This is a genomic window from Shewanella sp. SM21 (assembly GCF_025654335.1).
GTDB lineage: Bacteria > Pseudomonadota > Gammaproteobacteria > Enterobacterales > Shewanellaceae > Shewanella > Shewanella oncorhynchi.
The window spans coordinates 114,787-129,799 of the sequence record NZ_JAKKRL010000012.1; the positions used below are offsets into that span (position 1 = coordinate 114,787).

At 47.5% G+C, this 15,013-nt stretch carries 16 protein-coding genes; 6 read left to right on the forward strand and 10 right to left on the reverse strand.

Features of this window, described 5'->3' with window-relative positions; translation table 11 throughout:
- Nucleotides 1-17: 17 nt before the first annotated feature.
- Complete coding sequence (locus L5L94_RS16520; protein ID WP_263164129.1) at nt 18-596, reverse strand: NAD(P)H-dependent oxidoreductase; 579 nt, start codon at nt 594-596, stop codon at nt 18-20.
- Between the two features lie 67 nt (nt 597-663).
- Nucleotides 664-1,023, reverse strand: a complete 360-nt coding sequence (locus tag L5L94_RS16525; RefSeq protein WP_105250930.1) for a MerR family transcriptional regulator — start codon at nt 1,021-1,023, stop codon at nt 664-666.
- 194 nt (nt 1,024-1,217) lie between these two features.
- Between L5L94_RS16525 and L5L94_RS16530 the strand changes: the two genes are divergently transcribed.
- Nucleotides 1,218-1,646 (forward strand): acyl-CoA thioesterase, encoded by a 429-nt coding sequence (locus L5L94_RS16530; RefSeq protein ID WP_263164160.1) that lies wholly within the window; start codon nt 1,218-1,220, stop codon nt 1,644-1,646.
- Between the two features lie 61 nt (nt 1,647-1,707).
- Nucleotides 1,708-1,971 carry a GNAT family N-acetyltransferase gene (locus L5L94_RS16535; protein ID WP_263164131.1) on the forward strand — a complete coding sequence of 88 codons (264 nt, stop codon included), beginning with the start codon at nt 1,708-1,710 and terminating at the stop codon, nt 1,969-1,971.
- A 21-nt stretch (nt 1,972-1,992) separates the two neighbouring features.
- On the opposite strand, the gene L5L94_RS16540 is transcribed toward L5L94_RS16535, so the two are convergent.
- The 7 genes from L5L94_RS16540 to L5L94_RS16570 all read right to left on the reverse strand — a co-directional run bounded on the left by L5L94_RS16540 (nt 1,993) and on the right by L5L94_RS16570 (nt 10,392).
- Nucleotides 1,993-2,541, reverse strand: a complete 549-nt coding sequence (locus L5L94_RS16540; protein ID WP_131524567.1) for an HPP family protein — start codon at nt 2,539-2,541, stop codon at nt 1,993-1,995.
- Between the two features lie 123 nt (nt 2,542-2,664).
- The gene (locus L5L94_RS16545) at nt 2,665-3,075 is read right to left on the reverse strand and encodes an acyl-CoA thioesterase (RefSeq protein WP_219251701.1); all 411 of its coding nucleotides are present in this window, start codon (nt 3,073-3,075) and stop codon (nt 2,665-2,667) included.
- 126 nt (nt 3,076-3,201) lie between these two features.
- On the reverse strand, nt 3,202-5,658 hold the full coding sequence (locus L5L94_RS16550; protein ID WP_263164133.1) for a toxin-antitoxin system YwqK family antitoxin: 2,457 nt from the start codon (nt 5,656-5,658) through the stop codon (nt 3,202-3,204).
- A 142-nt stretch (nt 5,659-5,800) separates the two neighbouring features.
- Nucleotides 5,801-7,609 (reverse strand): AMP-dependent synthetase/ligase, encoded by a 1,809-nt coding sequence (locus L5L94_RS16555; RefSeq protein WP_263147200.1) that lies wholly within the window; start codon nt 7,607-7,609, stop codon nt 5,801-5,803.
- Nucleotides 7,610-7,801: 192 nt separating this feature from the next.
- The gene (locus L5L94_RS16560; RefSeq protein ID WP_263147201.1) at nt 7,802-9,118 is read right to left on the reverse strand and encodes an ABC transporter permease; all 1,317 of its coding nucleotides are present in this window, start codon (nt 9,116-9,118) and stop codon (nt 7,802-7,804) included.
- Nucleotides 9,115-9,978, reverse strand: coding sequence for an ABC transporter ATP-binding protein (locus tag L5L94_RS16565; RefSeq protein WP_263164135.1), 864 nt, complete (start codon nt 9,976-9,978; stop codon nt 9,115-9,117). The genes L5L94_RS16560 and L5L94_RS16565 overlap by 4 nt, the downstream gene beginning before the upstream one ends.
- Nucleotides 9,979-10,020: 42 nt before the next feature.
- Entirely contained in the window at nt 10,021-10,392 is a 372-nt protein-coding gene (locus L5L94_RS16570) for a GntR family transcriptional regulator (protein WP_263164137.1), read from the reverse strand.
- 93 nt (nt 10,393-10,485) lie between these two features.
- Between L5L94_RS16570 and L5L94_RS16575 the strand changes: the two genes are divergently transcribed.
- From L5L94_RS16575 to L5L94_RS16590, 4 genes are all read left to right on the forward strand, one after another.
- Complete coding sequence (locus L5L94_RS16575) at nt 10,486-12,105, forward strand: alpha/beta hydrolase (RefSeq protein ID WP_263164141.1); 1,620 nt, start codon at nt 10,486-10,488, stop codon at nt 12,103-12,105.
- Between the two features lie 3 nt (nt 12,106-12,108).
- Nucleotides 12,109-12,843 (forward strand): ATP-binding cassette domain-containing protein, encoded by a 735-nt coding sequence (locus L5L94_RS16580; RefSeq protein WP_168826848.1) that lies wholly within the window; start codon nt 12,109-12,111, stop codon nt 12,841-12,843.
- An 82-nt stretch (nt 12,844-12,925) separates the two neighbouring features.
- Entirely contained in the window at nt 12,926-14,074 is a 1,149-nt protein-coding gene (locus tag L5L94_RS16585) for an ABC transporter permease (RefSeq protein WP_263164144.1), read from the forward strand.
- A gap of 79 nt (nt 14,075-14,153) precedes the next feature.
- Complete coding sequence (locus L5L94_RS16590) at nt 14,154-14,402, forward strand: hypothetical protein (protein ID WP_106648667.1); 249 nt, start codon at nt 14,154-14,156, stop codon at nt 14,400-14,402.
- A 71-nt stretch (nt 14,403-14,473) separates the two neighbouring features.
- Here L5L94_RS16590 and mog read toward each other — a convergent pair whose 3' ends face one another.
- The gene (gene mog / locus L5L94_RS16595) at nt 14,474-15,007 is read right to left on the reverse strand and encodes a molybdopterin adenylyltransferase (protein ID WP_105250920.1); all 534 of its coding nucleotides are present in this window, start codon (nt 15,005-15,007) and stop codon (nt 14,474-14,476) included.
- Nucleotides 15,008-15,013: the final 6 nt, after the last annotated feature.

Consider the following 15,013-nt stretch of genomic DNA (forward strand, 5'->3'; position numbering starts at 1 on the left):
CCTTGTTTCGCTAGATTCTATAAACCTAAATTCCCCAGCCGCTGCACCAACGCTCGCCATTGTTGCAATTGCGGCTTCTTAGCACTCATCACTGGCCCCAACATATTGGACTTAGCCCGCTTAAAACCACTAAATACTAAGGTGGCGGTATCAAGCTGTTTGAGCGCGGGAGCGCCTTGAAACCACTTGTAATACCAAGGCGGCGTGTCCATAGTCATGATAATTCGCGAAGTTTTATGGCGCAGCAACTTAGCGGGTATCAATTTACCTTTCTCATATTGAAATGCAAATCCAGATAAAAATGTCCTATCGATTAAGCCTTTAAACTTAGCAGGAATACCGCCCCACCAAATCGGTGTGATAATCACCACATGCTCCGCCCACTGGATATTCGCTTGAAACGCTAGCAAATCGGCTTCGAGTGGCTGAGGTTGACGATAACCGTAGGTCAGATTCGGGTCAAAATTCAGCTCAGCTAGTTTGACGATTCTCACTGAGTGTTTATCTGCCGCCGCTTGGACATAGGTTTCAGCCAGATGCTCACAAAAACTCTGCGCCTTAGGATTACCACAGATCACTAAAATCTTTTTTGCCACGATGAAACGCCATAACAGTCAATGTGGCAAATAGCATAAACTCTGCCCCTAAGGGGAGAGTCAAGACCTAAGGTAACAGCTGCGACTCACAGGAGGTGAGCCCATCAATACAGGCATCTAACTGAGTGACTTTATGTTCTAACTCACTTATCTGGCGTAAAAAATCCGCTTTAATACCCAACAAAAAAGCCTGCACTGTGGCTAACTGAGCATGCTTATCGCCTTGTTCGAGTAAATCTTTTAGTTGGACAAGCTTAATACCGAGGGCTTTGGCCTCTTTGATCAGCAACAACAGCCTAATATCCGCCGCACTATAAATACGATAACGCCCCTGACGTGCGGGAGTGTCGATAAGCCCCCACTCCTCATACAAGCGAATCGCTTTTATCGACAGCCCTGTTTGCTTTGCCGCTTGTCCAATATACATAGCTCAACCTAACCCTTTAAAGACATTACTCATATCTGCATTGCTTGCCATTATCAGCCACAGTATCAGCTTAGGCCAAGACTTGTCGCAGCAATCTTATGCTGCTAGTCTGGCCGCTTAAACGAGCGTTTTAACTTGGGATTTTTATCATGGGATTTAAACAACAGTTGCAAGAAGGTGTACAAGAACAGGCAATGGAAAAGTTTTTCACCCAACACCCCATAGTCACAGAAATCCCCGTTGCATGGGGTGAAATGGATGCCCTACAACACGTAAATAATGTGGTGTATTTCCGCTATTTTGAAACGGCACGTATCGACTTTTTCAATCGCCTCTTCCCGCTAGATACCCTGTATAAATCCGGCATTGGCCCCGTAATCAGCGAAAATCAGGCTCGCTATAAACGCCCAGTGACTTTCCCCGATACTTTATTGGTAAGTGTCAGTATTAGCGATATTCACAACGATAGATTTACCATGCATTATCAGGCTTTTAGTAAACAGCAGCAGGCAGTAACGACGTTAGGTACTTCAGTCGCGGTGATGTTTAACTTTAAAACGGGCAAAAAAGCTGAGTTACCAGCAGAACTGCTGACAATTCTCAAACAACACGAAATCGCTTAAGCTATTCAAATCAATAACGAATTGCCAGCACACTTTAGGCCATACCTTGAGGGAAGCATGTATGTCAGATAACGAGAATATCGAGATAGCCATTGAACATCAACAGGATAGACAGCGTTTTATTATCCCTGTCGACGGCTATGAAGCCGTGTTGGAATACCGATTATCAGGCAAGGATATCGATTTTAGCCGCACCTTTGTCCCCAACGAACTGCGCGGTAAAGGCCTTGCCGAACGCTTAGTGCGCCACGGCTTAAAGTGGGCTAAAGGCCAAGAGTTTACTATCCAAGCCAGCTGCTGGTATGTGCAGAAGTTTTTGAAATAGGCAGATTTAAAAACGAGTTCGCTAAATCCAATAAACAGGGTAATGGCGCTTGGGATCGGTGGAAAGGTTATTGACCACCAGCGCGACCAGTAAGAGTAATACTGAGCCGAGGAACACTGGCATTAACGCGTAAAGAAAGCCAAGTTGATGCACGTTTTCACCGCCAATCACGGCAATCAATGCCGTTGCGCCGCCCGGAGGATGAAGAGTGCGAGTCAGGTACATGAATGCGATAGACAGGGATACCGCTAAGGCGCTCGCCAGCACCACATAATCGCCACACACTTGGTACACTGCGACCCCAATTAAGGCCGATAACACACTGCCACCAATCAAGTTACGCGGCTGAGAAAACTCCGCCAGCGGTGCACCGTACACTAGCACTGCCGACGCGCCGAACGAGCCAATGACAAACATAGTGTCGACGAGGTTTTCACTCATATAATTTGCGAGACTCGCGACCAAGTAAATGCCACAGAAAGCCCCAACCCATGACCACACAATCTTTTTAAGTGGCTGTCTTGGTGGACAAATGTCCTTCGATCGCATGCGGGTAAAATAGAATCTCATGGTTAATCCGAACCGATAAAAATTAAGCAATACAGATAAGTGATCTGCATCACAGTTAGCGGGTCGACAAATTAACCCTTCAGCAGCGCAATTGCAATTACGCTGACCGAAAGAGTAAGCAGACTAAGCACTTTCACCATTCAGATTAGCGAGCATTTCGCGGATTTCTTCAGGAATCGGGCGGCTTTTTTCACTGCTGTAATCGTAGTGCACTAAGGTAGTTTTTACTTCGGCGGTCTTGTTGCCCGCTTGCCAACAGGTTTGGGTCAGTTCGAAGCTGCTATTGCCGATACGGCTAACATAGGTTTTTACTGTGACACTCTTGCCATAGTAAGTCGGCGCGATAAATACCACGGTAAACCCCGCGACGATTAAGTTCCACTGATGCAAATCTAACTCGGGATTAAAAATCTCAAAGATTGGCGTGCGCGCCGCTTCGCACCATACGGGGATAACAGTGTTGTTGATATGACCTAGGCCGTCGGTTTCAGTAAATCTTGGATTGATTTCGAGACTGTATTCTGTGGCTGACATGCAAACTTCCTTTTTATTATTTTATGAATGGAAGAGCGTGGTGATTATCGCAATGAAACCACACCACCAAACTCATCCATTATCCTAAGCCAAACAGGTTCTAGCCACTAGCCCAAACCTAGCATTTTAAAACTGACAACTCGCCGTTTCTGGGGTTTGCTTGCCGTTAGCATCGTACTTTTTAAGGCATCCAGCCTTACCCATATCATACATTTTCTCGTATTCTAACTTGCCATTTTTATAAGACTTATACACCCCATGAGTTTTTGGGTTCTCTAAGTGATAAATCTTACGGCCCTTAGTGATATGTGAGTAATCGGCAAAACCCGGCTCTTCGGAATAGATGACACCGTTAATGTAGCGCTTGTGTACCACATGCTGTTCATCGATACGCAGCATTTCATTCGCTATCTTGCCATTCATGTCGTAACACACTTTGTCCACGGCATAATTGCTATCGAGGTCTTCAATACAACTCACGGCACCATTATCAAAGTACTCGCGCTGTATACCGCAGCGCGCAATGGCGTTATCCCAGTAGTAAGGTTCACCGTTCCAGGTTTCGCCTTCTTGCTGGCAGTAGTTCCACAGGCTTCTTAATTGCCCATTGGGATAGAAACTGTAATGGGGGCCAGAGACACGGTTATTCACTTGGTGACCATATCGGGAGAGTGAGTAACCACCATCAGTGGAATAACTGATACTTGGGCCGTATTCCTTACCCGCTTTGTACGTTTTTAAATTTAATAAACGGCCATTGGAATCAAACTGATATTCTTTATCTACAGCGCCATTGGTGTAATAAGCCAATTTATACAAGGAGCCGCTGCTATGATACTCGCGCTGCTCACCGTGTTTTATCGATGAAATTGCTTCATTTTTGCCATTAATCACCCCTTCACAATCATCTGAGTAGGGATTCTCACGCATAATACATTCATCGTGCGAAGGCTTAAGCGTCACCGCTTCATTGAATTTATAACTCGTTAGTTCAGTCAGCTCACCGTTCTGGGGATTAAAGCGCATTTGCTGGCCATCCAACTCTCCTTGGCGGTAGTTAGCGATATCCACCACGACATTGGGACTTGAATACCAAATACTCTGACCATTAAGGCGACCCTGCTCATAATGACGGGTATTAAACATCAGATTATTTTTGTCGAATGATTTAGACTCTCCTTGACGTAAGCCATTGACATAGTTCACTTCGGTACGAGTCCCATCTTCGGCTTTAAATACCCAAGGGCCAGTGCGTTTTCCTGCAAGATAGGCGCCTTCACCTACTTGATCACGGAAATGTCCGCTCGTCACTTTATCGACCCAAGCGCCTTGCTTCACACCCTTTTGATACTGGCCTTTGCTGCCATCAGCCTCAAGCCACTCGCCATCTTTTACGCCATTAAGATAAATACCTTTTGCCACTAATCGCTTATCGCCTTCTGCACTGGAGTCATAATCGGGCTCATAGACTTCGTAGGGGCCATCGAGCACATCCTGATTGTAATGGGCAAAACCAAAGTTATCGGCCTCATCGAACATCGACTGTGCAATCCATTTACCTTGCTTTTTACCGTCAAGATATTCGCCTTCCCAATAAATGGCTTGGTTCTCTGTCTCCATCCACTTACCGACTTTTTTGCCCTGTTTGTAGTTACCAGAGTAAACCACGCTACCATTGCGACCATCGTAGGCCGCATACGGGCCATCAAGCACGCCTTGGGCATAATGACTTTCACTGGCAAGCCCTGCCCAAGTACTCGCCATGCTCATACTCATAAAATCGTAGGATGGGCCAGTTTTAGGGATCACGGCACCACCACTTTTAAGCCAATCAAAGTCATCGGCCTCAAAGGCCACGCTCACCAACACAAAACTGCCATCTTCTTCACTATATCCACTGCGATCAAAGGTGGTCACAAGGCTATATTGATGCTCATTACCTTGGGCATCTTTATCTTTACGAGTGAGTGGATAACGTAATTTATATTCGACGGCGGTCTTCACATCGACGGGTGAACCTTCGGAATTACGATAACCCACTAAGGTCGGCTTGAGCTTAGTAGAACCATCGACAACCGCTTTAATAGCGGGATCTTCAATCGCGTCAACATCATAGGTCATACGGTATTGTTGCGGCGGAATTTGGCTTAGTACTTTACGAACGCTACCCACGGTAAACGAGGTTAAGGTTGGTGCGACTTCATCGAGCACAACCTGTAGACGGGGAAGTTTTGTGAGATCATCCCCTTCAAAACCATAGCCCCGTAAATGCTGACCATCGGCATCTTTAAGCATGACAACCACTTCTTTGGTGCCACCTTTATCAAAATCGAGGTAAAAAACCGCAACCACTTCAGCAGAACCATAATCATCAAGACGCACGCCGGGCGCATCGCCATAGAGCATTTCGCCCCACACTTTATGATCTTTTTGATAGAAATTGAGCCATTGCCCGTTAGGCAAGTCCACTGGGCCATGGACGATTTTGTCGTAATCCTCAGCGTCAGCTGCAGGAATGACAGTTAAAGAAGATAACAACACCGCACTCGCTGCAGTGAATAAACTACGAATCGAAAGTTCCATTTAACTACACCTTTTATACCGACGCCTCGCGCCTCATGCGCACCAGTAAACGGGGCGAATTTTAAGCGAAGAAAAGCACTTCAGGAAGTAGTAGATAAAAAAAAGGCCGCTTCTGCGGCCTTTAGCAACAACAACTTAACAATTAGTTGTTGTACATAGCATTTATTTCATGGGCATATTTATGGTAAATCATCTTGCGGCGCAGCTTGAGCGTTGGGGTGATTAAACCCGCTTCCATCGAAAACGCTTCAGGCAACAGAGTGAACTTTTTAATCTGTTCAAAACCGGCCAACTCATGCTGTAACTGCTTTAAGCGTTGCTCAAAATGCTCAACCACATGACTATGGCGCAGCAATTCTAAAGGTGACTCATACTTCAGCCCTTTGTCCTTCGCCCACGCTTCCAGTGACTCAAACGCTGGCACAATCAAAGCGGTCACATAATTACGCGCATCGGCAATAATCGCCACTTGCTCGATAAAAGGACAACAGCCCACGGCGCCCTCAACCCTTTGCGGCGCGATATATTTACCGTTAGAGGTCTTCATCAATTCTTTAATACGATCGGTAATAAATAAATTGCCGTTCGCATCGAAACGCCCTGCATCGCCGGTTTTTAACCAACCATCTTCAAACGCAGCTGCGGTATCTTCAGGACGGTTGTAATAGCCGCGCATCACAGTGGCGCCGCGGACTAAAATCTCATCGTCCTTACCTAGCTTAATTTCGGTTTCCAGCAAAGGTTGTCCATTGGAACCTGGCACTCGATTACCTAAGGTATTGCAGGTCACAGTCGCGTTAGTTTCTGTCATACCGTACCCACAAAGTACCGGAATATTAATCGCATGGAAGAAACTACCGACATTCACATCTAAGGCTGCGCCACCGCAAGGCATAAACTTCAAACGGCCACCGAGCACGGCTTGCAGCTTGCTATACACCAGCTTGTGCGCCAAACGCCATTGCAGCGACAACCACAATCCACCCTTAGCACGACCTTGTCCAACTTCGAACTGACGTTGGCCAACGCGCATCGCCCAAGCAAACAACTTCTTACGACCGTCGGCTGATTTGGCGACTTTATCTTGTACGGCGCTATACACTTTTTCGAGGAAACGCGGCACCACACACAAGGTATGTGGACGCACGGCGCTAATCGCCTCTTTCACTCTTTGGGTATTTTGCAGATAGACGTTATGGCCGCCACGGCACAAGACGTAGAAACTCCAACTGCGCTCAAATACATGGCTCAATGGCAAAAATGCCAAAGACACATCGCCAGAATGGAAGGCCAGTTTTTGATCGTGCTGGCGTATGGTAGACGCCATATTACGGTAATCCAGCATCACGCCCTTAGGATCGCCCGTCGTGCCGGAGGTATAAATTAAGGTCAGTAAATCATCGAGATTTGCAGCTTGTAAACGCTGATTAAGCTCGGCTTCTTGCTCAATGTTTAACTGAGTGTCACCCGCCAGTAGGGTATCTAGATGCCAATGCTGATTGGCATTATCGGCAGCGAGTGTCACGCTGGCATCGAATACAATCACATGCTCTAGGCTTGGGCATAAGGCTTGCAACTCACACGCCATGGCGTATTGCTTAGCATCGTCAACAAAAATCACTTTAGCGGTGGCGTCGTTTACGATAAAGCTCGCCTGTTCGACGGTACTGGTGGGATAAATTGGCACTACAACGGCACGAGTTTTAAGAGTGCCGACATCGGCACAAGTCCACTGCGGGCAGTTTTGCGCCAGAATAACGCAACGGTCTTGCACTTGTACGCCAAGTTCGATCAACACTTGTGCAATTTTACTGCTGATTTGGTCGAAGGCTTGCCAACTCACCTGATACCAAGGAGCGGCCATTTCAAAACCTTCCAGCGCTACTGCGTCTTTTAAAGACTCGCTTTGCTGCTGTAGTAGTCGAATAACATGATATTGATCGAGAGACATAAGAGACTCACCTTTTTAGCTTACAAGTGTACCGCTTTTGCAGCATTCTACCTGAAGGCCAAATAAAAACTAAGAGTTTTTGCTCTAATGTTGTGCAAATGTCGCCCAAATCACGCTGTAAATAGCCTTTAGCAGCGTACCACTCTTAGTAGCACTTACTTGCCAGAGCGAACAAAATTTAATCTCGAAACGTCAACATGCCCTCATAACATCGCCCTTCCAGAGGATTTTCTTGCCCCAAATCAGCACCGCTTGCCCAAGCAGTATTAAGAGTAGATCCCATAACAACCAATTAGTTAAATTGCCGCCATCACGTAAAGAGGTAAGGCTGATAGACACCCACAGGGAATGTCCCGCGACGACCATCATAGTGAGCGTGATATGCAAAACTCGGCGACACATACAGCCAAAACCTAACGTCAAAGCGCAGGCCCAGTAAGTGCTGAGCACCAGATGACCCACTAACGGCATATTCAGATCACCATTGAGCCAGCCCAACAGCAGACTACACGTCAGCATAATGCCGACGACCACATTCAGGAGTCTTTGCTGTCCAAGGCAAAATGCCGCTATGAGTCCTTTTCGACCATCAAACCCTGGCATCAACAATAAGGTTTCTGTCGAGCGCGAGCGTTGCACTCGGCTCCAATGCACCAGCGAACAACTAATCACGCTGAACTGCGCCAAAAACAATAATACAGGGGCGTTCCAATGAAATTGATGCGACAACAGCCCAAGCACTAAGGCTAATATAGGCAGTAATAACAATAGAATGGTGAGCATAGGGCCAATAAAGAAATTGGTCGGATGCAAATAACGCTCGAAGCGACTCAAGATACGCATGGATTGCAGATTCGGCAGCCAAAACCAGCCCATTTCGAGACCATTGAGATATACCGTCCTCGCCTCAGCACGCCAAGGTAAAACACGGCATGCACGCGCAATCAGCATACCTAAAATCAGCAGGGCAATCGCACTTAGCCAAAGAGGAATGTGCTCTGCAATCAATGGGATAAATGGCATTAAGACAAAAAGTAAAAACGAAGCATAAAACCACTGAGTGCTGAGTAAACAAAGCCAAATAAAAGTTAAACTCATCACCAAAGCCAGCACTAAGCTCGCTAGGCTAGCCGTCAAACCTAAAGCCAAACAGAACAAGACTCCTATGCCAAAAACGCTGACTAAAACAGTGACACTTTGAATGTAGATATGGCGACGATAATGGGGAATTAACTGTGCACATTCATTCGCCATCAGACGTATGAGTTGCCATGCAACCGCCGCCGAACTTGAGATAATCCCCATAGAAAACAACAGTTCAGCACTATCATTTTTACCATAAACCGCAGCGATACAAGCTAAGATCACCCCCAGTATAGCCGTACCTAAAAAGCTCACACTGCCGATATCAAAACACCAAAAGCGCAGCATGCCCTTGAAAGGATTCATTCGTTGACTCGTTCTTTTGCCCTTCGCGACTTGTATCTGCTTATGGTGCGCCGCACTCATCTGTGTAGCTCCATAAACAGTTGCTCCAAGTTTAAGGCTTCATTCTTTAACACGCCTGATATTGACGCGCTGTGCTCACCTAAATCCACTAGCACTGAATCGCCAACACGGCTCAGCACTGTAATTGACTCGGGCAAAACAGCTTCAGGCGCGAGAGTGAGTAGGCGCACTTCTTCACGCAGGGCATCAATTTCCTTAAACAGCACTAACTCACCCTGTTTAATCAATGCCACATGGCTGGCAACTCGCTCTAAATCAGAGGTGATATGGGATGAAAACAGCACGGCAGAACCAGATTCGAGGGCGAGATCGAACAAATCGACCATAAATTTGCGCCGGACTATAGGGTCGAGGCTGGCAACGGGTTCATCGAGGATTAACAACTCAGGGCGATAGGCCATCGCCATAATTAACGCTAATGATTGTCTTTGCCCAACCGATAAACGCTGCACCTGTTGGGTCACATCTAACTCGAAACGAACTAGCCAATCTTGCTCTAATTGGATGTCCCAATTGGGATAAAAGCTGCGGTGTAAATCGAGGGCGCGTTCAATAGTAAAACCTTCATAACCAAAAGGTTGCTGCGGCACATAACCTAAACGCTCCTTTGCCTTTGAAGTTAAGTTTTCGGGCGTTTCGCCTAAGGTAACAATACTGCCAGAATCCGGTGTGAGCACACCTAAGGCACAGCGCATTAGGGTCGATTTACCCGCCCCATTTTGCCCCAATAACCCCACCACCATACCCGCCGACAAAGTTAACGATAAATCCTTAAGCGCCCACTTTTCACCTGCGCCTTTACCGCGAAAGACTTTATTCACTCGGTTAAATTCAAGTATTGGCGTGCGCTTTGGGTCCATCGAATTTCATCCTTTTTATGCTATTTATCGGTACATTACTTTCTAATCTTGCCATCGCTCATTTAGCAGTTGCAGCAACTCGGGCAAGCTGACACCTAACTGCTTTGCCTGCGACAACAGGGCATCGAGCTGGGGTTCGAGCAGACTAATACCCGATGCCATAGTCTCAGTTCGCAACGCGACTTTTGTCGCTTGGCCACGGCGACGTTCGAGCCAACCTTGGTCAACCAGCTGTTGAATGGCGCGGGATACCGTCATGGGATTTACCGCTAAATGCTCGGCAATCTGGCGCACTGAGGGTAAGACATCATCCACTTGCAGTTGACCACCCACAATTAAACGCACGATTTGCTCGTGTAATTGTTTGTAAATAGGTTCACCACTGCTGGGGTTGACATTTAAAAGTTCTAACATTAGCCTTTACACACTGTATTAATACATTGATACACCGATACACTGGTATTTAAATTAACACACTCGTCCTGAAATGCAAAAAGGAAAGCGCGCATGATAGATAGCATGACACACAGGAAGTTAAGCAACACAGTTCAACGCCTTGTGCCAACTCAGCCACGGCATGGTGCCACATGGCGCACGCGTGCTTTGAGAATGAGCGCACTCATACTGGCAATGGCAAGTATGGCGACGTGGGCGAGTGATGTGAAAAGCCAAGAGACACAAGCGACGGCAGATATCGCGAATAAGACCGACACTTGTTATGTGGAAGGCGTTTCCGATCGTCTAAACTGCGGTTTTGTGACTGTGCCAGAAAACCCTAACAAACCCGATGGCAAACAGATCCAAGTACATTACGTTGTTTTGCCTGCGGTGAAAAATGCCAACCATGAAGAAGCCTTACTAGCGATTGCCGGCGGCCCAGGACAATCGGCCATAGAGAACGCGGCAGGTTTCGATGCCATGCTGAGCAAAGTCCGCCAACAGCGGGATATTTTACTGATCGATCAAAGGGGCACAGGCCGTTCGAATGTGCTGGCCTGCGATGAAGGAGCGCAATCTCCACTGTCCTTCGATAACGATAATGTCGATACCTTAGCCGAAACGCAAAAATGCTTAGCCAAAATTGATGCCGACGTGACTCAATACGGCAGCCTCAATGCGATTAAAGACTTCGAAGCCGTGCGAGCGCACTTAGGCTATAAAAAACTGCATATTTACGGCATCTCCTACGGCACTCGCATGGCGCAACTTTACATGCGTTTATATCCAGAGCACTTAGCCACAGTGACCTTAGACGGCATAGTGCCCATGCAGCAAAGCGTATTAGAAATTGGCTCGGCGATTGATCGTGGCTTCGACTTATTGTTTAAGGATTGCCAAGCAACCGCCGCCTGTAACAGTCAATTTCCCCAGTTAAAGGCAGACTTTGAGCGAGTCGACGCTAAGCTCGCCACTGGCCCTGTGATGGAAAACGTTTACGATCCCGTCACTGGCGAAAAAACCATGTTGACCATGACGCGCGGTAAATTCTCTGGTTCGATCCGCATGGCGCTGTATCAAGCCAATGTGCGCGCCCTCTTGCCCCATGCGATTCATCAAGCATCGAAAAACAACTTCCAACCCATACTCGGCCTCTATGCCCTCACTATCGACAATGCTGGCATGGCGATGGGCATGCACGCCTCTGTTGTCTGTGGCGAAGATATGCACCGCATTACCCCAACCATGCGCGAGCAGGCCAAAAAATCCTTTATGGGCAGAACCATGCTCGAAGGCTTAGAGGCGACTTGTTCAATATGGAAAGTGCCTGCGGTCGATAACAACTTTAGCGAGCCCATTAACAGCAACATTCCAACCTTGTTGTTATCCGGCGAAATCGACCCCGCGACACCACCGAGTTGGGGCGAGTTAGCGATGGAAAAACTCACCAATGCCAAGCACTTTGTCGCTCCTTATGCGACCCACGGTGTGGCCTATCAATCCTGCGCCAATAACCTGATTGCCGATCTCGTCCGCTCGGGCTCAGTCAACAATCTCGACGGCGAGTGTTTAAACAAAGATGTTCGCCGCAGTTTTTATTTAAATGCCAGCTCGGTGGAACCACTTAATGCGACCAGCACAAAAACCACGACAACAGATGATCACGCCAGCACTGGAGCTAAGGAATAAGCCATGATTAAAGTATCCCATCTTTCCAAGCGCATCGGTGACGTGCAGGCGCTGAATGACTTAAGTTTTGTTGCACAAAACGGCCAAATCACAGGACTACTCGGCCCGAACGGGGCAGGTAAAACGACCTGTTTACGCACTATTTTTGGCCTGCTGAAACCCGATAACGGCAAGGCTGAAATCGAAGGCATAGATGTCGCCATCGACCCTATTGGCGCTAAGCAGCAACTCGGGCTATTCCCCGACCCTTTTGGTCTGTATGAACGCTTAACACCAAGGGAATACATTCGCTATTTTGCCGAGCTAAGCGGCTTATCATCCAAGGACGCCAAGGAAGCCACCAGCCAAGTGATTGCAAAATTGCACCTCGAAGACATTAGCGATCGCCGCTGCAAAGGCTTTTCCCAAGGACAAAGAATGAAAACCGCCCTCGCACAGGCAATCGTCCACAGCCCGAGCAATATTATCCTCGACGAGCCGACACGTGGGCTGGATGTGATGAGCACTCGCCTATTGCGCGACATTCTTATCGACCTTAAAAATCAAGGACATTGCGTGCTGTTCTCGAGCCACGTGATGCAGGAAGTCGCCGCGCTGTGTGACCAAGTGATCGTCATGGCCCAAGGCAGAGTCGTCGCCATTGGTAGCCCAACAGAGCTTTGCATTCAAACAGGCAAAGACTCGCTCGAAGAAGCCTTTATTCAACTTATCGGCACGGATGAAGGGATAGCGGCATGATGACTCAAACTAACAAGAATGCAGGCAGCATCAATGATGTACAAGCTCAGATAGATAAGATCATGGATAAGGGAATAACAGCATGAATAAAATAATCGCTATGGTTCGTAAAGAACTCATCGATGCCGCCCGCGATAAGCGCTCTGTGATGGCGGGTCTGTACTACGCCATAGGCACACCGTTGATCATGTGCGGCCTATTTATGGTGTTAATTGGCCAATTAACCAGCCCCGATGATTTGAAAATCACCATTAAAAATCCCGATAAAGCACCGGATTTAGTAAGATTTTTATCAAATAAGGGCATCACTCAAGGCGCAGCCGATGGCTCTGACGCCAAAGACCTTAAAGCCATAGAGCTGATCATCAACACCGACTATGCCGCGCAAATGAACCAAGGCAAAAGCGCTGAGATCACTATCGTGGCCGATAACTCTGAGGAGAAACTGCAGAACTCGATTCGTAGACTCGAAAAACAACTGCAGGCCTATAGCGCAGAAATGGGCAGTTTACGTTTAATTGCCCGCGGTATCGACCCGCGAGTGGTGCAACCGCTCAAGGTGAATGTGCAAGACAAAGCCACCACAGACTCTAAGGGTGGGATGATCTTAGGTATCGCCATTTTCACTATGATCTACTCGGTATTTATCTCGGGGATGAACCTAGCTATCGATACCAGTGCCGGTGAGCGCGAACGCAACTCCTTGGCCCTGCTATTGAGCCATCCGCTGACCACTCGCCAATTAGTACTGTCAAAAATTATTGCGGTGAGCTTGTTCGCTCTGCTCGGTTTAGTGCTGATCTTGCTGGTGTCTAAAATCGCCTACGCCTTTGTGCCATGGCAGGAATTAGGCTTTAGCGTCAACATCACCACGGAATTTATGGCACTGATGTTAGTGGTCGGCATCCCCGTCGCGTTAATGGCCGCTTGTCTGCAACTGTTTGTGTCTTTTATGGCGAAAACCTTTAAGGAGGCTCAGTCCTATCTGACTATGGTGCTATTTGTGCCCTTAGCCCTGTCGATGGCCGCCAGTTACAACATAGCGCCAGATATGCTGCAGTGGTTGCCCGTCTCGGGTCAGCAACAGGCATTAATGGACTTTATCAAAGGTAAAGACTTGCCCATGCTGCAGTTACTGGTTTCGACCTTAGGCACACTCGCCATTGCGGTATTGCTCGCCTTTGGCATGGAAAGGTCGCTCAAGAGTGAGAAAGTGATCTTCGGTTTATAGGGTAAATCGATTGCTCAACTTGGCGGCGATCACCAAATCGTCTCCAAGTTGAAAACCTCAATAACTACGGGAGTTTGTTATGGAAAACGAATATGTCTTAATGGTGATTATGGTCACCTTCATCATAGGAATGAGTGCTACTGAGATGCTTAAGCACTATCTAAAAGCGCGCCAATTTGGAGTAGGCGCCGCAGACGATAGCCATCTTAAGGATAAAGTGACTCAACTCAGCCTACAAAACCAAGCACTGATCGAGCGAGTACAAGTACTTGAAAAAATCGTGACAGAGCCAGAGTACGAGCTAAAGCAACAGATTAATCAGTTATGAGCCCTAAACGAACAAAACAATAAGGCCACTGAATTTCAGTGGCCTTATTGTTTTACAAGCTAGATAGAAGCTTACTTAGCCTTAGGCCTGAATGCTTTGATAACCGACTCATTGCACTCTAAATACGGGCCTTCCATCAAGTCGATACAGTAAGGAATGGCGGGGAACACGGCATCTAAACATTCGCGAATCGATTTTGGCTTGCCGGGTAAATTCACAATCAAAGAATCGCCACGCAAACCTGCGGTTTGGCGCGATAAAATGGCAGTGGGGACAAATTTCAATGACTCGGCGCGCATCAACTCGCCAAAGCCTGGCATCATGCGATCGCAGACGGCTTCAGTGGCTTCTGGGGTAACATCGCGTTTCGCTGGGCCAGTGCCGCCGGTAGTGACAATCAAGCAGCAATCCTGCTCGTCAGCCATTTTGATCAGCGTCGCTTCAATCACATCCTGCTCATCGGGGATCACTTGATAAATCGGCTCCCACTCGCTGGTGAGGTAGTCGTTGAGTGTGTCGATAATCGCCTTGCCTGAGATATCTTCATAAATCCCCGCGCTGGCGCGATCGCTTACCGTCACAATACCGATTTTTGCTTTGCTCATAGGAAA